Source organism: Alcanivorax sp. (genome assembly GCF_040119285.1).
In the GTDB taxonomy this organism is placed as follows: Bacteria; Pseudomonadota; Gammaproteobacteria; order Pseudomonadales; family Alcanivoracaceae; genus Alcanivorax.
Genome location: NZ_JBEDTY010000038.1, coordinates 53,944 through 78,808, shown reverse-complemented (window position 1 = coordinate 78,808; position 24,865 = coordinate 53,944). Strand labels below are relative to the sequence as shown.

At 57.5% G+C, this 24,865-nt stretch carries 21 protein-coding genes; 15 read left to right on the top strand and 6 right to left on the bottom strand.

The genetic code is table 11. The features are described 5' to 3' along the window. The first annotated feature begins 15 nt into the window (after positions 1-15). The 3 genes from bioH (at position 16) to bioD (ending at position 2,451) form a co-directional block, all read left to right on the top strand. The gene (gene bioH, locus ABNH10_RS14900; protein ID WP_349386657.1) at positions 16-828 is read left to right on the top strand and encodes a pimeloyl-ACP methyl ester esterase BioH; all 813 of its coding nucleotides are present in this window, start codon (positions 16-18) and stop codon (positions 826-828) included. Next, positions 794-1,627 (top strand): malonyl-ACP O-methyltransferase BioC, encoded by an 834-nt coding sequence (gene bioC / locus ABNH10_RS14895; protein ID WP_349386656.1) that lies wholly within the window; start codon positions 794-796, stop codon positions 1,625-1,627. Before bioH ends, bioC begins: the two co-directional genes overlap by 35 nt. Positions 1,628-1,806: 179 nt before the next feature. Beyond that, complete coding sequence (gene bioD / locus ABNH10_RS14890; protein ID WP_349386655.1) at positions 1,807-2,451, top strand: dethiobiotin synthase; 645 nt, start codon at positions 1,807-1,809, stop codon at positions 2,449-2,451. Between the two features lie 131 nt (positions 2,452-2,582). On the opposite strand, the gene ABNH10_RS14885 is transcribed toward bioD, so the two are convergent. The 5 genes from ABNH10_RS14885 to rsgA all read right to left on the bottom strand — a co-directional run bounded on the left by ABNH10_RS14885 (position 2,583) and on the right by rsgA (position 8,097). Continuing rightward, positions 2,583-3,626, bottom strand: coding sequence for a glycosyltransferase family 9 protein (locus ABNH10_RS14885; RefSeq protein WP_349386654.1), 1,044 nt, complete (start codon positions 3,624-3,626; stop codon positions 2,583-2,585). 234 nt (positions 3,627-3,860) lie between these two features. Further along, positions 3,861-5,006: an alpha/beta fold hydrolase gene (locus ABNH10_RS14880; RefSeq protein ID WP_349386653.1), complete on the bottom strand. Its 1,146-nt coding sequence runs from the start codon at positions 5,004-5,006 to the stop codon at positions 3,861-3,863. 145 nt (positions 5,007-5,151) lie between these two features. Continuing rightward, positions 5,152-6,027 carry an archaetidylserine decarboxylase gene (gene asd / locus ABNH10_RS14875; protein ID WP_349386652.1) on the bottom strand — a complete coding sequence of 292 codons (876 nt, stop codon included), beginning with the start codon at positions 6,025-6,027 and terminating at the stop codon, positions 5,152-5,154. 70 nt (positions 6,028-6,097) lie between these two features. After that, complete coding sequence (locus tag ABNH10_RS14870) at positions 6,098-6,913, bottom strand: sulfurtransferase (RefSeq protein WP_011589488.1); 816 nt, start codon at positions 6,911-6,913, stop codon at positions 6,098-6,100. Between the two features lie 125 nt (positions 6,914-7,038). Further along, positions 7,039-8,097 carry a small ribosomal subunit biogenesis GTPase RsgA gene (gene rsgA / locus ABNH10_RS14865; RefSeq protein ID WP_035458896.1) on the bottom strand — a complete coding sequence of 353 codons (1,059 nt, stop codon included), beginning with the start codon at positions 8,095-8,097 and terminating at the stop codon, positions 7,039-7,041. 109 nt (positions 8,098-8,206) lie between these two features. Here rsgA and orn point away from each other — a divergent pair, with 109 nt between their 5' ends. Beyond that, entirely contained in the window at positions 8,207-8,752 is a 546-nt protein-coding gene (gene orn / locus ABNH10_RS14860; RefSeq protein WP_349386651.1) for an oligoribonuclease, read from the top strand. A gap of 67 nt (positions 8,753-8,819) precedes the next feature. On the opposite strand, the gene queG is transcribed toward orn, so the two are convergent. Further along, on the bottom strand, positions 8,820-9,869 hold the full coding sequence (queG, locus tag ABNH10_RS14855; protein WP_349386650.1) for a tRNA epoxyqueuosine(34) reductase QueG: 1,050 nt from the start codon (positions 9,867-9,869) through the stop codon (positions 8,820-8,822). Between the two features lie 100 nt (positions 9,870-9,969). Between queG and ABNH10_RS14850 the strand changes: the two genes are divergently transcribed. From ABNH10_RS14850 to ABNH10_RS14800, 11 genes are all read left to right on the top strand, one after another. Next, complete coding sequence (locus ABNH10_RS14850; RefSeq protein ID WP_011589484.1) at positions 9,970-11,490, top strand: bifunctional ADP-dependent NAD(P)H-hydrate dehydratase/NAD(P)H-hydrate epimerase; 1,521 nt, start codon at positions 9,970-9,972, stop codon at positions 11,488-11,490. Next, complete coding sequence (gene tsaE, locus ABNH10_RS14845; protein WP_011589483.1) at positions 11,487-11,915, top strand: tRNA (adenosine(37)-N6)-threonylcarbamoyltransferase complex ATPase subunit type 1 TsaE; 429 nt, start codon at positions 11,487-11,489, stop codon at positions 11,913-11,915. Before ABNH10_RS14850 ends, tsaE begins: the two co-directional genes overlap by 4 nt. 6 nt (positions 11,916-11,921) lie before the next feature. Beyond that, positions 11,922-13,289: an N-acetylmuramoyl-L-alanine amidase gene (locus ABNH10_RS14840; protein ID WP_349386649.1), complete on the top strand. Its 1,368-nt coding sequence runs from the start codon at positions 11,922-11,924 to the stop codon at positions 13,287-13,289. A gap of 97 nt (positions 13,290-13,386) precedes the next feature. After that, positions 13,387-15,258 carry a DNA mismatch repair endonuclease MutL gene (gene mutL, locus ABNH10_RS14835; protein WP_349386648.1) on the top strand — a complete coding sequence of 624 codons (1,872 nt, stop codon included), beginning with the start codon at positions 13,387-13,389 and terminating at the stop codon, positions 15,256-15,258. Between the two features lie 73 nt (positions 15,259-15,331). Then, the gene (gene miaA, locus ABNH10_RS14830; RefSeq protein WP_349386647.1) at positions 15,332-16,318 is read left to right on the top strand and encodes a tRNA (adenosine(37)-N6)-dimethylallyltransferase MiaA; all 987 of its coding nucleotides are present in this window, start codon (positions 15,332-15,334) and stop codon (positions 16,316-16,318) included. A 245-nt stretch (positions 16,319-16,563) separates the two neighbouring features. Then, positions 16,564-16,845, top strand: a complete 282-nt coding sequence (gene hfq, locus ABNH10_RS14825) for an RNA chaperone Hfq (RefSeq protein ID WP_349386646.1) — start codon at positions 16,564-16,566, stop codon at positions 16,843-16,845. 285 nt (positions 16,846-17,130) lie between these two features. After that, positions 17,131-18,504: a ribosome rescue GTPase HflX gene (gene hflX, locus ABNH10_RS14820; protein WP_349386645.1), complete on the top strand. Its 1,374-nt coding sequence runs from the start codon at positions 17,131-17,133 to the stop codon at positions 18,502-18,504. A 37-nt stretch (positions 18,505-18,541) separates the two neighbouring features. Then, complete coding sequence (hflK, locus tag ABNH10_RS14815) at positions 18,542-19,717, top strand: FtsH protease activity modulator HflK (RefSeq protein WP_349386644.1); 1,176 nt, start codon at positions 18,542-18,544, stop codon at positions 19,715-19,717. After that, a complete protein-coding gene (gene hflC / locus ABNH10_RS14810; RefSeq protein WP_349386643.1) occupies positions 19,717-20,781 on the top strand; it encodes a protease modulator HflC in 1,065 nt (354 codons plus the stop codon). Before hflK ends, hflC begins: the two co-directional genes overlap by 1 nt. A gap of 330 nt (positions 20,782-21,111) precedes the next feature. Next, entirely contained in the window at positions 21,112-21,582 is a 471-nt protein-coding gene (locus ABNH10_RS14805) for a hypothetical protein (RefSeq protein WP_349386642.1), read from the top strand. A 231-nt stretch (positions 21,583-21,813) separates the two neighbouring features. Continuing rightward, a complete protein-coding gene (locus ABNH10_RS14800; protein ID WP_349386641.1) occupies positions 21,814-24,732 on the top strand; it encodes a hypothetical protein in 2,919 nt (972 codons plus the stop codon). Positions 24,733-24,865: the final 133 nt, after the last annotated feature.

Genomic DNA, 24,865 nt, shown 5'->3' with positions numbered 1-24,865 from the left:
AAAAAAGGAAGATGAATGCCCAGGTTGATCCCTTTTCATAACACTTATCGGGCCACCGGTGTTGATGATGCCCAAGCCCAGGACATTGTTCTGATTCATGGCTGGGGCCTACATGCCATTGTCTTTGACGATATTGTGCCGGCCTTGCTAGCGCACTTTCGCGTCACCGTGGTGGATTTACCCGGCATGGGACAGAGCCCCTTGCCTAATGATGATTACAGCCTGGCTTTTCTGGCCGAACAGGTGCTGGCGATTATGCCGCAGAAGGCCCATTTGCTGGGCTGGTCGTTGGGTGGGTTGGTGGCATTGGCCCTGGCTGAGAAGGCGCCGGAGCGGGTGCAATCGGTGGTGACGGTGGCCACTTCCCCGCGATTTACCGCCGCAGACGATTGGGCTCCCGCCATGAAGCCGGAGATTCTGGCCAAGTTCGCCGAGATGTTTAATGAAGACAATGAAGGCACGCTGGTCCGTTTTCTGGCGCTCAATTGCAAGGGCAGTGCGGCCATGCATGAGGATACTGCGCGTCTCAAACAGATTTTGTATTTCTGTGGTTTGCCAGCGCCGAGAGCCCTGCGCGGCGGGTTGAACATCCTGCGCGACAGCGATTTGCGTGAGTCATTAACTGCGTTGCCCATGCCGGTGCTGATGGTGTTCGGTGAACATGATCATATCGTGCCGGCGGCAGCCATGGCCGCGGTGGAGCCGTTGATTGGTAATGGCCGCACGGCCTTGATTGAGCAGGTGGCCCATGTGCCCTTCCTGTCGACCCCGGACACCTTTACCCAGGCCGTGTATGACTTTTATCGCGACTATCAGTTGGTCCGCTGAGGCGCCCGTGGATACTCCCGTGGAGCGCTCAGGAAAGGCGGTAGTTAGCCAGCACTTTGGCCGAGCGGCGCGTAGTTATGATGAACACGCCGTGCTGCAGTTGGCGGTGGGGCGATCATTGGTGCAGCGCCTACCAGAAGCGTTACCGATAAATCATGCGCTGGATTTGGGGTGTGCCACGGCGCCCTTTGCTCGAGCACAGCAACAGGCGTTGCCGGATGTGCAGTGGCAGGCCGTTGATTTGTCTTCGGCCATGCTGGCCGAAGCGGCAGAGCGCGGACGGCTGGATGAAACCTACCAACCCCTGTGTGCTGACGCCGAAAACCTGCCCCTGTCGACAAGCTCTCAGGGTCTGGTGTTCAGTTGTTTTGCCCTGCAATGGTGTGATCCGCAAGTGGTTATGGCAGAGATCAACCGGGTGTTGGCTCCGGGCGGACGTTTGCTGCTGGCGGTGCCGTTGGCAGGGTCTCTGGCCGAGTTGCAATCCAGCTGGCAGCGAGTGAATCACCGCCCCCATGTCAATGCGTTGCCGTCGTTGGCGGATTGGCGCAGTGCGGCTTTTCAGGCGGGTTTTGCGGATGCGCAGCTTCAGCAGCAGGTGATGGTGGAATACTATGATTCGGTGAAAGCCATCGCCCGTCGCTTGAAAGCCACCGGCGCAGATCATGTAAGCGGTGCCTCCGGCCTTACCGGTAAAAATGCCTGGCAGGCCATGGTGAAAGAATATGAGGCCCGGCGAACGCAGCAAGGCTTGCCGCTGACCTGGAACGTGCTGTTTCTGGAAGCGGAAAAGAGTTGAGCGAATAAGCCCCAGGTTTCAACGCGCGCCTGCCTCCGCTGCTTGTTCCAATTTTCTCCGCGCCCGAATCGTGACACGCGGGCCGCAAGTACTGGTGCCGTGCGACATTTTCCGCACGTTGCACCTTTAAGCTCGTTGCTTGTCAGCAAACAAACCGCTCCGTCTTTCAGAGGTTAACCATGGAAAACCAGAAGCCCCCGCTGCCCGCTCTCAAGGGTGTTTTTTTTGTCACCGGCACAGATACCGAAGTCGGTAAGACCTGGGTGAGCTGCCGCTTGCTGGAGCGAGCGCGGGAAGCCGGTTTAAGTTGTTACGGACTCAAGCCGGTGGCGGCCGGGTGTGAGGAAACGTCGGACGGTTGGCGTAATGAAGATGCCTTGCAGCTGATGGCGGCCAGCTCGGTGACGCTGCCTTACGAGATAGTAAATCCTGTGGCCTTTAAGGCGCCGGTCGCACCGCATATCGCAGCCCAGCAAGAGGGCAAAGATATCAGTCTTTCCCGGTTGGTGGGTTATGTGCGGGGCGCGTTGAGCGCCTACCCGGCGGACTTGATTTTGATTGAGGGTGCGGGCGGGTGGCGAGTGCCGCTGAACAGTCGAGAAATGTTGTCCGGGTTGGCCAAAGAGCTGGATGTGCCAGTGATTCAGGTTGTTGGCATGAAGCTGGGTTGTATCAACCATGCCTTGCTGACCGCCGAAGCGATCGAAAAGGATGGTTTACGCTACGCCGGCACCATGGCGAACTGCTTTGGAGAAATGGCGGTGCAGGAAGAAAACCTGCTTACTCTACGCCAGCATTTACCCGGTGCCTTCGCGCTGGTTTGATCGGCAAAATCAGCGCATTTCCATTGCTCTTTCGCGCCATTGTCACCTTTAACGGGGGGGTACAGGGAGGGCACCACAGCGCAACGACCGAAGGCCCATCATTGGCCGATTGTGATGGCAGTAATCGCGCCTTACCTACTTATCCGCTGAGCCTGGGGGCGAGGAATGACACCTAGCTTCGACAGGGTATCCATTACCTGATCCACTGTAATGCGCTGCAGGCAGGGGTAGCTATCTCGAACGCAATTGCTGCGCTGACATTTAGCGGCGCAAGGCTGCCAGCGTAATACTCGAGCCTGGTCAGATAATGGGTGCCAAATGTGTTCATCCGTGGGGCCGAATAGGGCGACTACAGGAATGCCGCAGGCGGCAGCCAGGTGCATTGGACCGCTGTCATTGCCCACATAGCCCTGGCTGTGCTGAAGCAGCGAGATCAACTCCGACAGAGTGAGTTGATCGCACAGATCCAGCACCGGTTCGCAGAGAAAGGATTGTACCCTGGCGATTTGCATGCGGTCTTTGTGCCCTGCACCGATCAGGACCGGTGTAAGACCGGCGCGGCGTGCGCGCTGGCAGAGTGAAGCGAACTGCTCCGGGTGCCACATTTTGTAGGTTTTTGTGGCGCCGACATGGACCACTAAACATGTGTTTTCTGCCTGGCCGGATAGCAGGCTGCGCACAGCCGCGTCACTGCCGGGACAGCCCGCAAGCGGTAGGTAGCGGACTGAAGGCGCAGCAGGTTGGCTCAAGCTGGCGTAGCTGTGCCAACGGTGTCCTTGCCAATCCGGCTCCAGCGACAAGCTATAAAACCAGCGGCCATGACGGCGCGGTGGGCCGATCCGCGTTGCTGCCCCACAGAGACGGCTTAAGGTGGCGGATTTTTGTTCACCTTCGATGTCCACACTGATGTCGGCCTTAAAGCGTCGCATGGCCCGCACAAACGCAAGGTAGCGACTAATCCGTTTCCACAAAGACTGTGAGCGTGAGAGCGCTTGTTCCGGATAAAAAAGCAACCGCTGTTCTCCCGGCAGACTTTGTGCCACCAGCGCCTGATAGCGCTCATCTACCACCAGCAAAGCGTCTGTGTGAGCACAGAGCATGGCACGCAAATGGGGTAACGCAATCAGCAGATTACCTAGATGACTACACGGAAATAAAATCAGCAGGCGAGGCATGAAACAAATACTGTTATCAGCGGAAACGGTGTTTAGGCTAGGCGGCGGGGATGACGGTTAAATGACAGGCGACGAGCTGCGATCGATTGGATAGGGCAAAGTGGAATAGGCCTCGTGTTTACTTTTTCGGCTTGTTGTTTTGAGTTTTCAACAGGATCTCGCGGGCAGGGCGATCACCGTGTGGTGCCGTTACTAACCCGCGTTGTCCTCGCTACTAGCTGCTCGTCGCTGCTGTTAATCTCGCTCGATCAACCAGTCCGCGATTCGACCCCAGCTTTGTTTTTGGGCGGCGGCGCTGCCGAGGATGCCCATGTGCCCGCCATCAATGGTCAAAAAAGTTTTGTCCTTGCTGCGAATCAGGGGCTTCATGGCTTGGCTGCATTCTGGCGTCACGATGGGATCGTTGGCGCCGGTGATGTTCAGCACATTGGCAGTGACCCGGTCCAGGTGGCCGTCGGTTCCTTCCATGGGGAGCTGGCCATGGGCGACTACGTTGTCTGTCCATAGGTAGTGGACGATGTCCTGAATCACACCGCCAGGATAAGCCACCATGTCATCGAGAAAGGCCCCGTTGGTGGCATGGGAGGCGACGAATTCTCGGTCGTGCAGGTTCTTAATCAGGCTCCAGTAACCTTGCAGGCTACCTATTGGATTGGTGAATTTGAACGCGAGGCTGTTCACCCAGCCCGGTGAGCGCAGCAAGTTGGAGGGGACATTATGGATGCGTAGGCCGGTGCGGCTGCGGATCCACTTTGCCCGGCGGCTTAGTGCTCGGTACTGGCTGCCCAGCGAGCCGTTGCGGTGATAATCCGTGGGAGCCCCCACCAGCACTAGGTTGCTGATATCAGGGTCTTTGCCTAGGGCTGCGTAGCATAGGCTGAAGAGTCCGCCGAAGCTCCAGCCGTGTAGGCTCAGCTTTTGTTCGCCACTGTGTTGGCGAACATGCAACAATAGCTTGGGCAGATAATCGGCAAAGTAGCTGCTCAAATGTAGGTGGTTGTGATGCTTGCCTGGGCGGCCCCAGTCGACCATATACAACTCAAAACCTCGAGCACGTAGGTAACGTACCAAGCTGCGCTGGGGAAACAGGTCATAGATCAGCATGTTTACGGCGAGCGGTGCCACCAATACTAGCGGGGTGCGCTGAGGCGTCTGGCTGACGGGAACGACAGTGCCGTCCGCCAGAGGAATGGCGCTTTCTTTCAGTGGCGGGTAGTAACGCAATTTGACCAGACCGTCGTCAAACAGGGTCTGGTAGGGCGTTTGTTCTGCTTGGCTCAGTTGTTGAGCGTCAAACAGCCGAGCCCGGCCATTGTCTAGGCGTTGCCGCCAGGGGCGAGTTCGTTTGTAAACGGCCTGCTGTAGGGTGTTTGTGAGCATGAATTGCACCGGCAAAAGATCAACGGTCGGTTATTGTAGGGTAGATCCACGGGAGGGCAGTTGCCGTGCGGACCGGGGGAAGTGTCAGGGGGGATACTCGCCCGCCGCAATGAACGCTATTGCGGCGGACAAGGGGGTGGGGCGATCAGTGTTTGTCTTCGTTGGTATAAGCGCCAAGTTTGCCGCGCACTCGTACCTGACTGCCGGGTTTCAGGTTTGGTGCAAATTTGGCTTTGCCTTCCGGGAAGAGCATGACCACGGTGGAGCCCAGCAGGAAACGGCCTAGCTCTTCCCCTTTTTCCAGCGCGATGGGTTTGCTGCGCAGGTAGTCGGTGGTGACCACTTGTTTGGGTAGCGGAGTGACCTGACCGCTGAAGACCGTCTCGATGCCGGCTACGATCATGGCGCCGACCAGAATCACCGCCATGGGGCCCTGTTCGGTATCGAAGATACACACCAGCCGCTCGTTACGAGCAAACAGGTTGGGTACGCCGTTGGCGGTGGCTTCGTTCACCGAAAACAGGTCGCCGGGTACATAGCGAGTTTCACGTAGGGTGCCAGTAAAAGGCATATGCACCCGGTGGTAGTCATGGGGAGAGAGATAGACGGTGGCGAACTGGCCGTTGGTAAATTCACTGGCTAGCGCACTGTCGCCGCCGAGCAAGTCATACAACGAGTAGTCGTGACCTTTAGCCTGGAATACTTGATTGGCGCGAATAGCACCCAGTTGGCTCACGGCACCGTCCGCAGGGCTGGCAATGTCGTTGTTCTCGCTTGCCTCCAGGGGGCGGGCATCGGCCTTCAGGGCTCGGGTGAAAAAGGCATTGAAGGTGGGGAATTGGTCCGCGTCTTCAAATTGCGCTTCCGATAGATCAATACCGAACCGTTTCATGAACATGTTGATGAAAGTGGTCTTGATCCACGGCACTTCGCTGCGGGCCAATATCCCCACCAGTCGAGACAAAGCATGTTGGGGAATAAGGTATTGAAGGGTAACGAACAGTTTGTCGCGTAAGCTCAAGAGTGACGTCCTTTAGCATTTTTCAGAAGGCGGAAATTGCCGTTAGGGGGCGCCGCCGTCAACGATGGGTTTAGGCACTTTTTTCTGCAGGGGTGTCCGGGTGGTTGCCCCATTCCGCCCAGGAGCCGGCGTAGCCACGCATGCGTTCAAAGCCTAGCAATTTGCCCACCAGCCAAGAAAAGCTGGACCGATGGTGGGTTTGGCAATGGGTGATCACTTCCTTGTCGCCGCTGATGCCCAGAGCCGCCAGTTCAGCACGGATGTCGTCCAGTGGGCGTAAGCGCAGGTTGTTCTGCTTGTCCATGGGCTCGGTCCATTCGTGGTGGCGAGCTCCGGGAATGTGCCCGGCTTTTTTAGCGAAGGCGCGCACGCCGTCGAATTCGTCCAGGGAGCGGGAATCCCAGATCACCACATCCTCATCCTGATAGTGAGCAAGCAGGTAGTTCAGATCCACTTCGGTGAGCGGATCATGGGCGCCCACCTGGTAATCGCTGGGGCTGGGCTCGTGGGCTTCGCTACTGGTGGCGTGGCCGTCCGCTAGCCAGGCGTGGATGCCGCCGTTCAGGTAGCTGTAGTGCTTGTGGCCGATGGCATCCAGGGTCCACAGTAGGCGCCCAGCCCAACCGCCACCTTCATCGTCATAGGCGATCACATGGGTGTCCGAGGTCAGGCCCAGCTCAGAAAAAAGATCGCTCAGCGCATCATCGGAAGGGATCATCCCCGGTGCCGGCTGGGCGCCGCTCTGCAATCGCTTGAAATCCAGATGAATAGCGCCGGGAACATGGGCCTGAACGTAAACGGGTTGTTTGCTCAAATCGAGAATGAGCAGGTTGCCGTCGTCAAGACGGTTGGCGAGTTCGGTGGGTTCGAGCAGCAGTGGCAGCATAGGCGATCAGTTGGCAGTGAGCAGTTGATGATTAATGACGAAGGCGTGTGCCTTCGTATCGGCAATGCCTTCATTATCCATTATCCGGGGTCTTTCTTATACCGTGGGGGCTGAGTGGGCCGCGATCAACTGTCGGTTGAGTACCGCTCGCGGCCATCCTCGTCCAAGGTGTCAGAAATCTGGTAGAAGTTGGCCAGCCGTTCTTCGTCGATATCCCCGTTCTGCGCCGCGAGGATCAGGGCGCAACCCGGTTCGTTGCGATGTGAGCAATTACGGAATTTACAGTAGCCTGCCAGTTCGGACAGTTCCCGGTAGCCGTGTAGCAAGTCGTCTTCACCAATGTGCCAGAGACCAAATTCTCGAATCCCGGGGGAGTCAATCAGCTGGCCACCGGTGGGCAGGTGGACTAGCCGGGCGGTAACCGTTGTGTGCTGGCCAAGGCCGGAGTTGCTGGAGAGTTCACCCACCTGCAAGTCAGCTTCTGGCAGTACGCCATTAATGAGTGAGGACTTGCCAACCCCGGATTGCCCGACAAAGACGCTGGTCTTGCCAGCCAACGCTTCGTGCAGTGGTGTGAGGCCTTCACGTTGGTGGGCGCACACTTCCAAAACCGGGTAGCCGAGGTGGCGATACATGTCAGACAGTTCATCAACAAAGGGGCGTAGGGTGTCGTCGATCAGATCGGCTTTATTGAGCACTAGCGTGGCGGCAATGCCGGACAATTCCGCCGCCACCAGATAACGGTCCAGCAGCGAGCTGGAGGGGGTGGGCAGTGGGGCGAACACCACCAGCATTTGTTCCACGTTGGCGGCCACCGGTTTCAGGTTGCCGTACATGTCCGGGCGCTTGAGCACGGTGTCGCGGGGCTCAATGGCCACCACAACACCCAGACCCTCGCTTTTTGGCGGTTGCCAGATCACTTTGTCACCCACCACCAGCTGTTCCAAGGTGGCGCGGAAATGACAGCGGCGTGTTGTTCTATTTTCAGCGCCAGGGCCGTCAGCACTTTCCACTTCCACTTGTTGGCCGAAGTGGGCGGTGATGACCCCGTGTTGCTCATCGCCTAGATCATCCGCTACCAGAATCTCCTGCTGGTCGGTACGGCGGTTGGCGCGGTCGCGTTTTTCCGCCTGGATCTTTTCGATGCGCCAGCGCTGGCGACGATTGAGTTTGCGTTTGGCCACGGGTTTTGCGGTCCTGTGTTCGGGTGTGAGATCTGTTATGTGAATAGCGCCATGCTACCATGAAGCATCAACAGACCTTCACCCTGCGTAGCAAAGAGATGCCGAGCCCATGACCGACAAGCGCAATAATCTGATTTGGATCGATCTGGAAATGACCGGCCTGAGCCCGGAAAATGATCGCATCATCGAAATCGCCACCATTGTTACTGATGCCGAGCTAAACGTGTTGGCAGAAGGGCCGGTGTTGGCGGTTCATCAAAGCGATGCGCTACTGGATGGCATGGACGAGTGGAATACCACCCACCATAACAACTCCGGGCTGGTGGCCAGAGTGAAGGCCAGCACGGTGAATGATGCGGCCGCGGAGTCTCAGATTATTGCGTTTCTGGAGCAGTATGTGGAAGCGGGTATGTCGCCCATGTGCGGCAACAGTATCTGTCAGGATCGCCGTTTTCTGGCCAACTATATGCCGAAACTGGAAGCCTTCTTCCATTATCGCAACTTGGATGTGTCCACCCTGAAAGAATTGGCGCGTCGCTGGAAGCCGGACATCCTGCCGGGCTTCAGTAAAGAGAACAAACACCTGGCGCTGGATGATATTCGCGAGTCCATCGCCGAACTGGTGTATTACCGCGAGCACTTTATTGACGCTTGATCGGCGTCGCTGCATCGCGACCACAGAGTGAACCCATTGCTTTCCTTTGTGATCTCTGTGGTAAATCCTAGCTTGCGTGGTGCTGCTCCAGCGCCCACCGCACATGCTCGCGCACCGTTTCATCCGGGTAATCCAGTTTGTCCTTCAGCGCCTGTACGACTCCCTCTGTCGTGGGCGCATTGCCCAGCGCCACGGCAATATTGCGTAGCCACTTCAGATACCCTGCGCGGCGGATCGCCGAACCCGCCGTGCGCTCCAAAAATGCCTCTTCGCTCCATGAAAACAGCGCGACCAGATCACTGTCGCCCAGCCCGTGGCGGGGTTGGAAGTCACTTTCTTCCGTATGCTGGGCAAAGCGGTTCCAGGGGCACATGAGCTGGCAATCGTCACACCCGAAAATGCGGTTGCCTATGCCTTTGCGCAGGTCCTCAGGGATGCTGCCTTCATGCTCGATGGTCAGGTAGGAAATGCAGCGTCGAGCATCCAGCTCATAGGGGGCCACAATGGCGTCAGTGGGGCACACAGTGATGCAGGCTTTGCATTTGCCGCAATGGTCTTCCCCCGGGCTGTCTACCGGCAAGGCAATGTCGGTGTAGATTTCTCCTAGAAAGAACCAGCTACCCGCTTCCCGATTCAGCACCAGAGTATGCTTGCCCTGCCAGCCCAGCCCCGCTTTCGCCGCCAGCGGTTTTTCCATTACTGGCGCGCTGTCCACAAAGGCTCTGGCCAGTTCGCTGTCCGCAACGGCTTCGCGAATGCGTCCGGCTAGAATCGCCAGTCGCTTGCGAATCAGCTTGTGGTAATCGCGGCCCAGGGCATAGCGGGACACATAGGCCTTGTCTTTCTGCTGTAGCAATTTCACCGGTTGGGTGTCCGGGGGCAGGTAATCCATGCGCGCAGAAATCACCCTCAGTGTGCCCGGCTCCAGCTCCCCTGGCCGAAAGCGTTTATTGCCGTGGGCTGACATCCAGTTCATTTGCCCCTGGTAGCCCTTCGCCAGCCAGGCTTTGAGCTGTACTTCTTCGGCATGCAAATCCGTATCGGCAATACCGATTTGCTGAAAGCCGAGTTCGCGGCCCCATTGCTGGATTTGCTCTTTGAGTTGATTCAGGTCCATGACGTTTCGGGGCAGCCGGCTCTCGTGCGTATAATGGCGGGAACTGTGTTGCAGCGCTCCGGGAATACCGAGGCGCCCTTAATAACGCGAAGGATAACAGGTGACTGAGCTACCTGCTGCTTTATACACCGCGGCGCAAACCCGCGAATTGGACCGCCTAGCCATTGCTGCCGGCACCCCGGGTGCCGACTTGATGGAGCGAGCAGGGCAGGCGGCGTTCGATGCCCTATGCGAACGCTGGCCGCAAGTGAGCACATTGGCGGTATTGTGTGGCGGCGGCAATAACGGTGGTGATGGTTATGTGGTGGCTCGGTTGGCCGCAGAGGCTGGCCTGCAACCGCAGATATGGTTTACCTCTGCGCCGGATCAGCTCAAGGGCGATGCCCTGACCATGGCTCAGCGCTGCCAAGAGGCGGGCGTTCCCATGCAGGCGCTCACCGCCGACGCCTTGCCGCATGGGGCGGATCTGTTGGTAGATGGCCTGCTGGGTACTGGTCTCAAAGGCCCGCTGCGTGATGATGTGGCGATGTTGTTACGTGCCCTGAATGCCTTGTCGATTCCCGTGATGGCGTTGGACGTTCCTTCTGGGTTGAGTGCCGATAGCGGCATGCCCCTGGGCGCGGTGTTACAGGCTGAAATGACCTGTACCTTTATAGGTCTCAAGCGTGGCCTACTCACCGGCGAAGGCCCTTTGCATTGCGGTGTGCTGCGTTTTTTTGACCTGCAGGTGAGCCGGAATATTTATGCTCAAGTGCAACCGGACAGTGTGAGTCCGTCTGCTGAACTATTGCAGCAGTGCCTGCCGGCCCGCCGAGTGGATGGCCACAAGGGCGATTATGGCCATGTGTTGGTGATGGGTGGCGATCACGGTTTTGCTGGCGCCCCGGTTATGAGTGCCCAGGCTGCGGCGCGCTGCGGCGCGGGCAAGGTGACGCTGATTACCCGCCCGGCCCATGTGGCGGTGGCGCTGATTCGGCAACCGGAAATTATGGTGCGCGGGGTGGATCAGGCACAAGAGGCCATCGAGTTAATGGACGCGGCCACGGTGATCGCCATTGGGCCGGGGCTGGGCCGCGACGCTTGGGGCCGGGAGTTGCTGGCGGCGGCACTGTCGGCAGGCAAGCCGTTGGTGGTAGATGCGGATGCATTGAACCTGATCGCCGGCCAGCCCGATATTGGCACTGCAGACTGGGTGCTTACCCCGCATCCGGGCGAAGCGGGCCGCCTGTTGGGCGTCACCGCCGCAGAGATTCAGCAAGATCGTTTTGCCGCGCTGGAAAGCCTTTGCGCCCGCTATGGTGGCACCGTGCTGCTTAAGGGGTTGGGGACCTTGGTGCAGGGTGACTCGGCCGCGGGGCTGGGCCGGGCACTGATTCGCGATGGTAATCCGGGTATGGCCTCTGGAGGCATGGGGGATGTGTTGACTGGCGTAATCGCAGCCCTGCGTGCCCAGGGGCTGAGTGGGTTTGATGCGGCTCGGCTAGGGGCTATGGTGCACGCCCGGGCAGCCGATGGTTGTGCAGCAGCGCAGGGTCAGAGGGGCTTGCTAGCCACCGATTTGCTCCCGGCCCTGCGCCAACAATTGAATTATGGATTGCCGCAAGGAGTCGGTCGCCAATGAGTGTGGAGTGCTACGCATTAGCGGATGAGGCGGCAACGCTGGCACTGGGGGCTGAATTGGGCCACCGCTTGGCGGCGGGCGGCTGCGTTTATCTTGAAGGCGATCTCGGGGCGGGGAAAACCACCCTGGTTCGCGGTATCCTCCGTGGCCTGGGGCATAACGGAGCGGTAAAGAGTCCGACGTATACTATTGTGGAACCCTATGAGATTCGGGGCGTCCATATTTATCACTTTGACCTGTATCGGCTGTCGGATCCGGAAGAACTGGAGCTGATCGGCGTGCGGGAGTATTTCGATGCTGGCTCGCTGTGTCTGTTGGAGTGGCCGGAACGTGGAGCGGGCGTGGTGCCAGCACCGGATTTGACCATTACACTGGCCGTGAATGGCCACGGACGAAAAGCGACCCTGGAATGGGGTAGTGATTAAACGCCTATGACTATGCGCATTTACAATAAGAAAACCGTAGCGGCAGCTTTTCTTTCTTTGCTGGCTTTGTGCTGGACTTCACGGGCGTTTGCCCAGACCACGATTGATTCTGTACGCCTGCACCGGGCCCCGGATCACACTCGGATCGTATTCGATCTGCCCGGCCCGGTGGACCACAAGCTCGACAAGCTGGCCAACCCGGATCGTATTGTGTTGGATCTGCAGAACGCCGCGCTGGATTTTGATGTGAAAACGCTGGATTACGCCAGCAGCCCGATTGCCAATATCCGGGTCGGCAAACACACCGATAAAACCCGAGTGGTGCTGGACATGAACGAGTCCGTGCGCACCCGTACTAACCTGCTGAAACCCATTGAGCCCCATGGCTGGCGCTTGGTGGTAGACCTGTTCGATAAAGAGCTCACCACTGCGGCCGCTAACGATAGTAAGCCAACGCCGGAAAAGTCGAAAAAATCGGCAGCGCCCAAAGCCCAGCGATTAATGATTGTGGCGATTGATGCCGGCCACGGTGGGGAAGACCCCGGTGCCCGCGGGCCCAGTGGTACCTATGAAAAAACCATCGTGCTGCAGATTGCCAAAAAGCTGGAAGCTTTAGTTAACGAAAAAGCCGGTATGCGTGCGGTGATGGTGCGCGATGGTGATTACTATGTGCCCTTGGTGGAGCGCCGCAAGATTGCCCGGGAAAAGCACGGGGCGGATGTGTTCGTTTCTATTCATGCGGATGCCTTCACCGATGCCCGCGCCAATGGCGCTTCGGTATTCGCCTTGTCCAACCGGGGGGCCACAAGTGCTCGGGCCCGCTATCTGGCCAAGATTGCCAACGAGTCGGACCGCGTGGCCGGGGTGTATGAAGAAGAGGAAGACGACAGCTCGCTCTACAGTGTGCTGGCGGATCTGCAGATGAACGGCTCCATGGCCGGCAGTCTTTATCTTGGCCGGCAGGTGCTGTTGGAAATGGGCAAAGTCACCAAGCTGCATGGTAACCGCGACAAGGTGGAACAGGCGGGCTTTGCGGTGCTAAAAGAGCCGGAGATGGTGTCGATCCTGGTAGAAACCGGGTTTATCTCCAACCCGACCGAAGAGCGTAATCTGCGCTCATCCGCTCACCAAACCAAGTTGGCTCGGTCGGTGCTCAAAGGGGTTGATGCCTATTTTCGCAGCCATCCAGCGCCGAATAGCTGGTATGCCGCTCAACGACGGGAGCAGGGCGATGAGTATCGGATTCAGCCCGGTGATACACTGTCGGAAATTGCTCGGCAGTACAGTATTTCTGAGCAGTCGATCCGTTCGGCCAACGGCATGGATGGCGACCGCATCATGGTTGGCCAGGTACTGAAAATTCCCCGTTCGTGACATTCCTCTTGCACGCAACACACGCCATGCAGACACGCTAAATTCCAAGCGTGCCGGGTGCAGTGCCGGGGTCAGATAATTTCCTAAAGGGTGTGTTTTGTCCAAAATTCAGCTGCTTGATTCCCGTCTTGCTAACCAGATTGCCGCCGGTGAAGTGGTTGAGCGCCCCGCGTCTGTGCTCAAAGAGCTGCTGGAGAATGCGCTGGACGCTGGCTCGGAATCCATCAGTGTGGATGTGGAGCAGGGCGGGGTGAAATTGTTGCGGGTACGCGACAACGGCAGTGGCATCGAGCGCGATGATTTGCCGCTGGCTCTGTCGCGCCACGCCACCAGCAAAATCCGGGGGCTGGATGATCTGGAAGCCATTGGCACGTTGGGATTTCGCGGTGAGGCTCTGGCGGCGATCAGTTCCGTTTCCCGGTTGAGCCTGGCCAGTAATGTGGAGGGGGAGCCGGAAGGCTGGCAGGTGACCGTGGAGGGGCGCGATATGGCGCCGTCGGTCTCCCCGGCGGGGCATCCCCGTGGCACCACCGTCACCATGCGCGATTTGTTCTTCAACACTCCGGCTCGGCGCCGTTTCCTGCGCACCGAAAAAACGGAATTCAATCATCTCGAAGAAGTGTTCCGGCGCATTGCCTTGAGCGAGTTCAATACCGCTTTTCGTCTTACCCATAACCAGAAGGTGATCCACCAGCTGCCTGCTGGGCTGGATGACACTTTGCGGGCAGCGCGGGTGGCCAAGCTGTGTGGCAAGGGCTTTATTGAGCAGGCGGTACCGGTGGATGTGGAGCGTGATGGTTTGCGGCTGCATGGCTGGATGGGGCTGCCCACTTTTTCACGGTCCCAGGCAGACCTACAGTATTTCTATGTAAATGGTCGGGTCATCCGGGACAAGGTGGTTAGCCATGCGGTGCGTCAGGCTTACTCGGATGTGCTTTATCATGGCCGCCATCCAGCCTATGTGCTGTTTCTGGAACTGGATCCAGCCATGGTGGATGTGAATGTTCACCCCACCAAGCACGAAGTGCGTTTCCGCGAGCAGCGCATGGTGCATGGTTTCTTGTACAGCTCGCTGCACCGTGTCATTGCCGGGGTGCGGCCCGGCCAGGAACTGGCGGGTTCAGTGGCCGATGAAGGCGGGCCAGCTGCAGGGATGGCTCCAGCCATGGCGCCGAGCCAGGGTAATATGTCGCTGACTTCGCCGACGGGCTCGGGGGGCTCCTCCCTGTCTCATCCTGCCGGGCAGGCTTATCCTTCCACGGGGGGAGGCGCGTTCGGCTATGGCCAAGGCGCACGTCAGGCGGATGCTTATGGGGCGTTGGTCCGCGGGCATGTAGGTGAGTCGGCGCCGTCGGTAATGCCACCGGCCAACGAAAATGAAACCGTACCGCCATTAGGGTATGCGGTGGCACAATTGCACGGCATTTTTATTTTGGCGGAGAACGAGCAAGGCATGGTGGTGGTGGATATGCACGCCGCCCACGAACGGATTACCTACGAACGGCTCAAGCAGAGCTGGGCGGAAGACAAGGTGCGTAGCCAGCCGTTGCTAGTGCCGGTGTCTTTGGCGGTGTCATCCCGAGAGGCGGACTTTGCTGAGCAGCAGCCGGAGGTCTTTTCCCGGCTGGGGTTTGTGGTTCAGCGCGCCGGGCCGGAAACTCTGGTGGTGCGCGAAGTGCCCGCGCTTCTTCGTAATGGCGACAGCGAATCCATGGTGCGAGATGTGCTATCGGACCTTCTGGCCGAAGGCAGCAGCGAACGGATTGCGCAAAAGCTCGATGAGCTGCTGTCTACCATGGCCTGCCACGGCAGTGTGCGAGCCAATCGTCGCCTCACTATTCCAGAAATGAACGCGCTGTTGCGTGACATGGAAGCCACTGAGCGTTCTGGCCAATGCAACCATGGCCGGCCCACCTGGACCCAGATGAGCATTAAGGATCTGGATCGACTATTCATGCGGGGGCAATGAACCATGATCGCTTGCACGCGAGACCCAAGCAGGCAACACGTGGAGGGCGCGCGGTCTTTCGCGTGTCACCGTGATGCCTGAAGCGGGTCTGCCTATCTTATTGCTCATGGGCCCCACCTGTTCCGGTAAAACCGCGTTGGCGATTGAGGCGGCGCAGGCGCTACCGATCGAAATTATCAATGTGGATTCGGCGCTGGTGTATAAGGGCTTGAATATTGGTGCGGCGCGTCCCACTGAAGAAGAGCTGGCATTGGCGCCACACCGGTTGCTGGGTTTTCGTGATCTTAGCGAGCCCTATTCCGCTGCGGATTTCCGCGTCGATGCGCTCAAGCACATTGAACAGATCCACGACAACGGCAAATTGCCGTTGCTGGTGGGTGGCACGGTGCTGTATTTCAAAGCCCTAGTGGAGGGATTAGCTCCATTGCCGGAAGCGGATCCGGTAGTGCGTGCCGAGATTGCAACACTGGCCGATGCGCAGGGTTGGCCGGCGGTGCATCAGGTGCTGGCCGAGGTGGACCCGGTCACAGCGGCGCGGCTCAAGCCAACGGATAAGCAGCGGTTACAGAGGGCGCTAGAGGTCTTTCGTCTAACCGGCAGACCGTTGGCTGCGTTTCATGCAGAGCATGATAAAACGGTAACCAAGAGCCGGGATGGATTAAGTCAGTTCAGCGGATTGCCTTATCCGGTGCTCAGCACGGCCCTGGCGCCGCAGGATCGGGCCTGGCTGCATGGGCAAATAGCTCGGCGTTTTCGGGCCATGCTGGACGCAGGGTTACTGGCGGAAGTGGAAGGGCTGCGGCGGCAGCCATCGTTACACCCAGACTTGCCTGGCATCAGAGCGGTGGGTTACCGCCAGGTGTGGGAATATCTGGATGACAAATGTGATTACGGCACCATGGTGGAACGGGGCATTATCGCTACCCGCCAATTGGCCAAACGACAGCTCACATGGTTGCGAAAATGGCCCGATTTGCAGTGGTTCGATAGCAATGACCTGTCACAGCGAGAGGCCTTGTTTGAACTGCTTGCGATGAACTGTAAATCTGTGTTTAGTTAGCCCTGAAAGCATGCGTTTTGGTTTATAATGCAATAGCTGCGCAGGTCTGCGGCGTTGCTCGGGAATGGTGTCGCAGCCATGGATAGGTTGGGACCCGGAACCTTTTGTGAGGGTTGTTGACAAAATTTGCCTAGGGCACACCGGGCGGAAGCAGTGGCCATTTGGGATGGTTTCGCTGCTTTAATCGCGCTGATTGCCCGAAGTGCTGGGCGCTACTTTATACTGTTATTTCAAGGAGAACTGCCATGTCAAAGGGGCACTCGCTACAAGACCCTTTCCTGAACGCGCTGCGTAAAGAGCGTATTCCGGTTTCTATTTTTCTGGTGAACGGCATAAAGTTGCAGGGGCAAATTGAGTCTTTTGACCAATATGTCGTGCTGCTGAAAAATGCAGTCAGCCAGATGGTGTACAAACATGCAATTTCTACCGTAGTTCCGGCTCGTAACCCGCGCGCAACGGGCAACCCGGCTATGGCAGCGGGGGCCACGGGTACGCCGGTTGCAGAGGAAGGGTACGGCAATCAGTAATACGGATTGCTTCACACCCGCTTTATTACAGAGCCACCTTCGGGTGGCTCTGTACGTTGTGTCTTGAGCTTCTTTTGGTGGACGTACAGGTGGGCTACAGTAAGTAGCGATAGCTGCTCAGGTTGTCTGGTTTGTGCATCAGGCATCTGGCGTTGACCGTCCGGCAAGCAACCATTCAGAATCGTGTCGTTCTCTCTGTTTTTCACGAAGAACACGGTGCATTTGCTGCCTTTCCAAGGTCATCCTGGTTTAAACTAGGGCAACCTGTCCCCATATCCGGATCCTATGGACTTATTTGATCGTACAGAGCAAACACGCACCGAAGCCGGCGAGCGGGCGATTCTGGTTCATCTGGAGCTGCCTGATGCCATGGGACGTGAAGACCTGGATGAATTTCATCACCTGGTGACCTCCAGCGGCGTGCAGCCTGTTGTCGAGTTGACTGGCAAGCGTGATCGGCCAGACCCTGCATTGTTTATCGGCACAGGGAAAACCGATGAGTTGGCGGCCATGGTGAGCGAATATCAGGTCGACGTGGTGCTGTTCAATCATGCTCTCAGCCCAGGCCAGGAACGTAACCTGGAGCGAGTGGTGAAATGTCGGGTATTGGACCGCACAGGGTTGATCCTGGATATTTTTGCCCAACGGGCGCGGACCCATGAGGGGCGTTTGCAGGTAGAATTGGCGCAATTGCGTCATTTGTCATCCCGCCTAGTGCGTGGCTGGACCCACCTGGAGCGTCAGAAAGGTGGCATCGGCCTTCGCGGCCCCGGCGAAACCCAGTTGGAAACGGATCGCCGTTTATTGCGCGATCGGATTCGCGGTATCGAATCGCGGTTGGAAAAAGTGCGCAAGCAACGAGCCCAAGGGCGTCGCGCCCGGCAGCGTTCGGAAACGCCGCTGATTTCTCTGGTGGGGTATACCAACGCGGGCAAATCGACTCTGTTCAATGCCATCACCACCGGTGATGTGTATGTGGCAGATCAGTTGTTTGCCACCCTGGATCCGACCTTGCGCAAGGTAAAGGTGCCGGGTGTCGGGCCGGCTATTCTGGCGGATACCGTTGGCTTTATCCGGCATTTGCCTCACCGGCTGGTGCAGGCTTTCCGGGCCACGCTGGAAGAAACAGTGAACGCGACCTTGCTGCTGCATGTGACCGATTGCAGCGCGGAAGAGCGCGACAGCAATGTGGCTGCCGTGGATGAGGTGCTGGAAGAAATTGGCGGTGACAAGCTGCCGGTACTGCATGTTTACAACAAGGTCGATAATCTGGACCAGCCCCCTAGGATTGAGCGAGACGAACACGGTCAGCCCTGGAGAGTATGGATCTCTGCGCAAACCGGTGAGGGATTCGATCTGCTGTTTGAAGCGGTCGCTGAGCGCCTGGCGGCAGGGTGGGTGGATTGCTGGCTACGATTGCCCGCTTCAGCGGGTCGTCTGCGCGCGCGTTTGCACGAAGCCGGCGAAGTGCTGGAAGAGCAAACGGCCAGTAATGGCGATATGTTGCTGCGTATTAATGTGAATCGGGTGCATTTTGAACGCCTGCTTCGCGAACAAGGTTTAAAAGAGGAAGAGCTGGTAATTCCGGCGCCTGTGGTTGCAGGTGAAGACACCCCTTCCTACAATTCGGAACGCTCGACAAACGCGAGTCATCATTAGGCTGGAGCTCTTTGGCTCTGGCGGACTGGAGATCTACATGGCGTGGAATGAACCCGGCGGCAACAAGCCGAAGGACCCTTGGGGTGGTGGTGGCGACCAGGGGCCGCCGGACTTGGATGAGGCCCTGAGAAACTTGAAAGCCAAAATTAATAATGTTTTCGGCAACAACAAAGGCGGCAAAACCGGCGGGGGAGGAAGCAACAGCGGTGGCGGATCTCCGTGGCCGATACTGGTTATCGCACTGGTGATCGTAGCCATTGGTTACGGTTTAGTGGGCTTTTTCCAGGTGGATCAGCGCGAGCGCGCTGTGGTCTTGCGATTCGGTAAATTCGACCGCATCGTGGAGCCGGGCCTGAACTGGCGGGCGCCTATCTTGGAGCAATATGAGAAGGTGGATGTGGGGCAGAATCGCCGCTACGAAATCACCGAAGAAATGCTCACCAAAGACACCAACATCGTCAGTGTGACCTTGCAAGTGCAATATCAGGTGCTTGATCCACGGCCGTTTCTTTTGAAAGTGGCACAGCCTGAAGAAATTCTGCAGCACGCCACCAGCTCGGCGCTGCGCCATGTGGTGGGGTCGTCGTCCATGGACGATGTGCTCAAAGATAACCGTGAGGCGATCCGGGTGCAGGTGCGTGAACGTTTGGATGACTATCTGAACCGTTACGACACCGGCCTGGTGCTGCGCCAAGTGGTACTGGATAAAACGGAAGCGCCGGATGCCGTGCGTGATGCCTTTGATGATGTATCCAAGGCCAAGGAAGACGAAGACCGCTTCAAGAAGGAAGCGGAAGCATACAGCAATGCGGTGATTCCCCAGGCTCGAGGTGAAGCTCAGCGGGTAGAAGAAGAAGCACTGGCTTATAAGCAGCAGGTTATTGATGAAGCCAAAGGTGATGCCAGCCGCTTTACCGATTTGCTTGCCGAGTATAGTAAAGCGCCGGAAGTGACTCGCGAACGCCTGTATCTGGAAACCATGACCCAGGTCTTCAGCAATACCAGCAAGGTAATGGTCGATGTGAACAAGGGCGATAGCCTGATCTACCTGCCGCTGGATAAGCTTATGAAGAATAGCGATGGCAAAGCGAAGGCACCGAATCCCGGTTCTTCCGCGTCCAGCACCACCTCCAGCGCCGGTGCGGATGATGGTGGCAGCGGACGTAGTGGTGGCCGCAGCCTGTACAACAACCGTAACCAGGAGCTGCGCTAATGAATAATCGTGGATGGATGGCGCTACTGGCTCTGGGTGTGCTGGCTCTTTTGGCGATGGACTCCTTTTTCATCGTTAATCAGAAAGAAAAAGTCGTACTCAAGCAGTTTAGCCGAATCGAAAAGACCGATATCCAGCCTGGCCTCTATTTTAAGTGGCCGATGGTGGAGGAAGTGGTGAAAGTGGATGGCCGTGCATTGGTATATGACGTGCCCACCCAGTCTTTCCTCACCGCTGAGAAAAAACTGTTAAATGTGGATGCTTTTGTTATTTGGCGTATCAGTAATGTGCAGCGCTATATCGTTAGTGTGGGGGGCGGCTCTTCCAATCCTCAGGTAATGGAGCGCCGTGCCCGTGAACTGCTGGACCCGCGTGTGAACGAAGGCTTGCGCAACGAGTTCGCGTCGCGCACCGTATTCCAGGTGGTTGCTGGCGAGAGTGACGTGGAAAAGGTAGAAGGTGATACGGCGATCCTTCGTGACCCGACCACAGGAGAAACCGTGGAGGTCCCTACCGACCAGCTGGATGAGTCGGTATTGCGTGAAGCGGAAGCCGGTAATCAGCAGGATGATGAATCTACCGCCGGCAGTGTCGCTAACGACCAGCGCGAAGCGTTGATGGATCAGGTGCGTGCTGAAGTTAACAAGTCCACCCTAGAGGATTTGGGTATCGAGGTGGTGGATATTCGGGTTAAACAGGTGGACTGGCCGGAACAGGTTCGCGGGCGTGTATTCGACCGCATGCGAGCTGAGCGCCAACGAGATGCTGCAGCTCACCGTTCTCAGGGGCGCGAGGAAGCGGAAAAAATTCGCGCCGCCGCCGACCGCCAACGCACCGAGACATTGGCCCAGTCATATCGCAAGGCACAGAGTGCGCGCGGTGAAGGGGATGCGAAGGCAACAGCCATTTACGCTGAAGCCTACAATCAAGACAAGGAGTTCTTTCGCTTCTACCGTAGCCTGCGCGCCTATAAAGAAAGCTTCAATCAGCCGGAAGATGTACTGATTTTGGAGCCGGATAGCGATTTCTTCCGCTACCTGAAGGGGGCAAATGGAAGGCCCTGACAGGTTGCCGTTCGTCGTAAAAAACCCGCCGCCGGCGGGTTTTTTATTTTGTGTTATTTTTAGCCAGCGCGGCTGAAACCCTTTGTTTGCTTGGCTTTGCGGTTTGTTTCATCCTTTCGCCCCATTCTTTTCCTGAGAGTTTTTCACTTTTCGTTCACCCAAAGTGTCTCGTTTTTGTGCAAAATGGCTACAGGGTCACAATAAATGTTGAATCACAATGCCTTTTTGTGATGCAGCAAACAAAAATATTTTCATATTGGGGCATGTCGCAACTACGCGAGATGTTGTATGGGGCCGGGGAATGACACCGGCGGGTACCGGAATATACGAATGAAATTAATCTTTTCTGCTTTAATGCTCCTGATGTCTGCGGCTGTATTGGCCGATGTGCCTTTGTCCAGCCAGATGGATTCTTATCTGGTAACTCATAAGGACGGTAAGGAAGTCGTTGAAGAGGCCACAGAGGCCAGTCCCGGGGACATTGTCGAATATCGACTTACCTACACCAATAACGGCGACCAGCCGCTCTCAGGCTTGGTTATCACCGGCCCGATCCCGACCAACACGGTTTATCTAAAAGGCAGTGCTGCCACCCAAGTGAACGCCGATTTCACCGTCAGCATTGATAACGGCGACAGCTTTCAGGCTGAGCCGATCACCAAAATAGTCACTGGCGAAAATGGCCAGGCAAAGAACGTCGAAGTCTCTCCTAGCGACTACACCCAGGTCCGTTGGCAGCCCAAAGGCAGCCTGCAGCCTGACCAGGTACAGGAATATCGTTACCGGGTAACGGTGGAGTAGCACCAGGAGAGACGGGCGCGGGGCCGCAAGGTCCTGGGAAGTCTTGTGCGAGCGGCTTGATCGTTAGCGATCGGCCGCATGGGGAGGGGCGGACCGCTTGTGAATAACGAGGGGCCGCTCTCGCAAGGCTTTCAAAACCTAGGGTAATCCAAAACACAATCCATTAAAGGAATGAAGCCATGAAACATGCCTTCAATAAGGGCGTGTTGTCTTCGAAACTGGCCGCATCCCTTGTGTCTGGGGGGTCTACTGTTTGCCGCAGGGCAGGCGTGGGCGCTTACTGACGCAGGGACGGACATCAAGAACAAGGCAACCGTTACCTATGAAGATGCCAACGGCAATAGCTACTCCGCTCAGTCTAATGAGGCGGTGGTTACCGTTGCTGAGGTCTATGCGGGTACGTTGGAAAATGACGGCAACAAATCCGGCGCGCCGGGTGAAACCGTTTACTTCAGCCACACCCTGAAAAACACCGGTAATGCCACCGATACCTTCACCCTGGACGGGCTGAATGGTGCCGCGGCGGCGGGTAGCTATCAGGTGTTTATCGATGCCAACGGCAACGGTCAGCCTGATGCCGGTGAAAATGCAGCCACGTCTGTAATCGTAGACGCCGGTGACCAGGTCGAGTTGATCCTGGCCGTGCCGGTTCCATCCGGAACCGCAGCGGGCGCCACCATCGATGGTACTTTGCTGGTGCGTTCGACCCGGGGCGATGGCAGCTTTGACGCCAATGATGGTGGCCTGGTACAGGATATCGGCAGCAACGCCGATATTGGCGACTATAATTCTGACGGTGTTAACGGCGCAGACGGTAACGACACCAACAGCGACCGGGTGACCGTGAGCACCGATGCGGTGCTGGTAACCACCAAGTCGGCGTCTGTCGATACCGATAACAACACCATCACCTACACCCTGACCGTGAAAAACAACGGTGGTCGTGCGGCGCAGAATGTAAATATCTTCGATGCCGTGCCAGCCAATGCCTCCTTTGTGGAAATCAATTCGGTGAATGGCTTGTTAGCGTCCGCTGATAGCTACGAAGACAGCACGGGTGCGAGCCAGAGTATCCCGGCGGATGCAACCACCATGTACACGCCGGCGACACTGGCCTTAATTGATGAGCCGGGCGTGGACTTGGACGGGGATGGCTCTTCTACTGGAACGGACATTCCTGGTATCCAGCTGACCGATGCCAGCCTGGGCGTAAATACCACTGTGTCTGTGGTGTTTACCGTTAGCTTTGATCCGGCTGCGATGGCAGGCACAGAGATCAAGAACCTTTTTGCCGCTCAGGGCAATCTGGATGATGACAACGGCACTACTGAAGACGCAGTCAAGTCCAACACGGTCACCACCGTGATTGGTCAGACCTACGCCGTGGATGCGGACGACACCGAAAAAACTGCTCCGGAGGATGATGTCGATGATGACGTGTTCAACGTCGCCAGCGCCGCCAGCGGTGCCGTGGTGGAGTTCGAGCACACCATCACCAACAACGGTAACGGCAACGACGTTTTCGAACTGAGTATCGATACGGCGGGCAGCACTTTCCCTGCGAGCACCACTTACAGCTTCTGGAATGCGGCTGGCACGGTGCAAATCACCGATACCAATGGTGACGGCAACCCGGATACCGGTTCTCTGGCACCTGGTACGGCGAATGCGCTGGATATTACTGTGAAAGCGGACCTGCCGGCTTCAGCCAGTGGTGCAGGCCCTTATGCCTACACGCTCACCGCCACGTCTGCTGGCGACAACGCTCAAAGTGATGACACTCAGGGTGTGCTCGCGACCATTAATGCGGCCGCCGTGGATCTTGCCAACAGCGCAACGGCAACGGGTCTGGGTGACAGTGCGGTGGATGCGGATGCCAATACCGGCACACCCTCCACCACTAATCCAGCCGCGGCGGGTGCAACCACCAGCTTCAGTCTGTTTGTCGCTAATGAATCCGGTAACCCACAGTCTTACACGCTGGGTTCTGCGCTGCCTTCCGGCTGGACGGTGGTATTCAAGGAAGTGGGTATCGACAACGACGGCAATGGCACCCTGGATAACACCGCCGATGCCGACACGGTGGTAACGGCCACCCCGAACCTGCCTGCCAGCGCGGTTTACCACTACACCGCGGAAGTGAAAGTGTCTTCCAACGTGGCTCAGGCCGAAGCGGACTACACCGGCGGTGATGCCGTTAATACCAACGACAGCGACGGGGATTATCCGGTGACCTTCACCGTGACCTCCGCCTCTGACGACAACATCAACGACTCCAAACTGGATGCGGTAGACGTTGATGCCAACCGTGATATCAGCATCACCCCGGACGGCGCCAACCAGGTCCAGCCAGGCGGTAATGTGGACTACCCGCACGTGCTTTCTAACGACGGTAACTCCACCGAAACCGTTGAGCTGAGTGCAGCGAACTCCAATGCGCCGGACTGGACCAACACCACCCAGCTGTATGTGGACACCAACAACGATGGTACGCCCGATGATTACCGTGAGCTGAGCCAGATCGCCGCTCTGGCCACGGCGGGCCAGCTGTGGGTGAGTGATCAGGCGGGTAACCCGGTGCAAATCGGTGTGGCGGATGCAGACGGCGATAACGCGCCGGAGCTGACGCTGGAAGCGGGTGAGAAAGTGGAACTGCAGGTGACTGTGTTCGCGCCGGCCAATGCGTCGCAGGGCACCCAGGACACCCTAACCCTGTCGGCTATCAATGAAGATAACACCGCCGGCGCGGATGGGTCTGCTACCGCTACCGACCTGACTGAAGTGATTCTCGGTCAGGTGCGTCTGAACAAGACTGCTGGCGTGGATGCGGACTGCAGCTGTAACGACGCTTCCCCGACGTGGACGCCGGACACTCCGTTCGCTGCGAACCAGACTTCGCAAGTGGAGCCTGGTCAGTGTGTGATCTGGAACCTGACCGCCACCAACGAAGGTGCGGCCACGGCGAAGAACGTGACTATCACTGATGAAACCACCCCCTACACCTCCTTCCTGGTCGCCAAAGATGCTGTGCGCGCCTCGGACAACAACTCGGTGGCCAACTCAGGCACTGATCCAGAGGTGAAATGGGAAATTGGTGATTTGCTCGCGGGTGATAGCGCCAATGCACAGTTCTGTGTGCAAGTGAATTAAGCAAGCCCCTCCCGGGCTCTTCCTCTTCTCCCTGTGCGGGGGAGGGGGGAGGGCTTTCTCAGGCGCTGTGCGCAACGCCTGAGAAAGCCCTAAAAATATGGCCGCCGGGGCGGCCAAAGAAAGGTGCTCAAGC

Coding starts and splice junctions, on each gene's coding strand:
- ABNH10_RS14885 (WP_349386654.1), bottom strand. CDS start 3,626: ATGCCTCGCCTGCTGATTTTATTTCCGTGTAGTCATCTAGGTAATCTG.
- orn (WP_349386651.1), top strand. CDS start 8,207: ATGACCGACAAGCGCAATAATCTGATTTGGATCGATCTGGAAATGACC.
- tsaE (WP_011589483.1), top strand. CDS start 11,487: ATGAGTGTGGAGTGCTACGCATTAGCGGATGAGGCGGCAACGCTGGCA.
- ABNH10_RS14840 (WP_349386649.1), top strand. CDS start 11,922: ATGACTATGCGCATTTACAATAAGAAAACCGTAGCGGCAGCTTTTCTT.
- queG (WP_349386650.1), bottom strand. CDS start 9,869: ATGGACCTGAATCAACTCAAAGAGCAAATCCAGCAATGGGGCCGCGAA.
- ABNH10_RS14880 (WP_349386653.1), bottom strand. CDS start 5,006: ATGCTCACAAACACCCTACAGCAGGCCGTTTACAAACGAACTCGCCCC.
- hflC (WP_349386643.1), top strand. CDS start 19,717: ATGAATAATCGTGGATGGATGGCGCTACTGGCTCTGGGTGTGCTGGCT.
- ABNH10_RS14870 (WP_011589488.1), bottom strand. CDS start 6,913: ATGCTGCCACTGCTGCTCGAACCCACCGAACTCGCCAACCGTCTTGAC.
- ABNH10_RS14805 (WP_349386642.1), top strand. CDS start 21,112: ATGAAATTAATCTTTTCTGCTTTAATGCTCCTGATGTCTGCGGCTGTA.
- bioH (WP_349386657.1), top strand. CDS start 16: ATGCCCAGGTTGATCCCTTTTCATAACACTTATCGGGCCACCGGTGTT.
- hflX (WP_349386645.1), top strand. CDS start 17,131: ATGGACTTATTTGATCGTACAGAGCAAACACGCACCGAAGCCGGCGAG.
- bioD (WP_349386655.1), top strand. CDS start 1,807: ATGGAAAACCAGAAGCCCCCGCTGCCCGCTCTCAAGGGTGTTTTTTTT.
- hflK (WP_349386644.1), top strand. CDS start 18,542: ATGGCGTGGAATGAACCCGGCGGCAACAAGCCGAAGGACCCTTGGGGT.
- miaA (WP_349386647.1), top strand. CDS start 15,332: ATGCCTGAAGCGGGTCTGCCTATCTTATTGCTCATGGGCCCCACCTGT.
- bioC (WP_349386656.1), top strand. CDS start 794: ATGACTTTTATCGCGACTATCAGTTGGTCCGCTGAGGCGCCCGTGGAT.
- hfq (WP_349386646.1), top strand. CDS start 16,564: ATGTCAAAGGGGCACTCGCTACAAGACCCTTTCCTGAACGCGCTGCGT.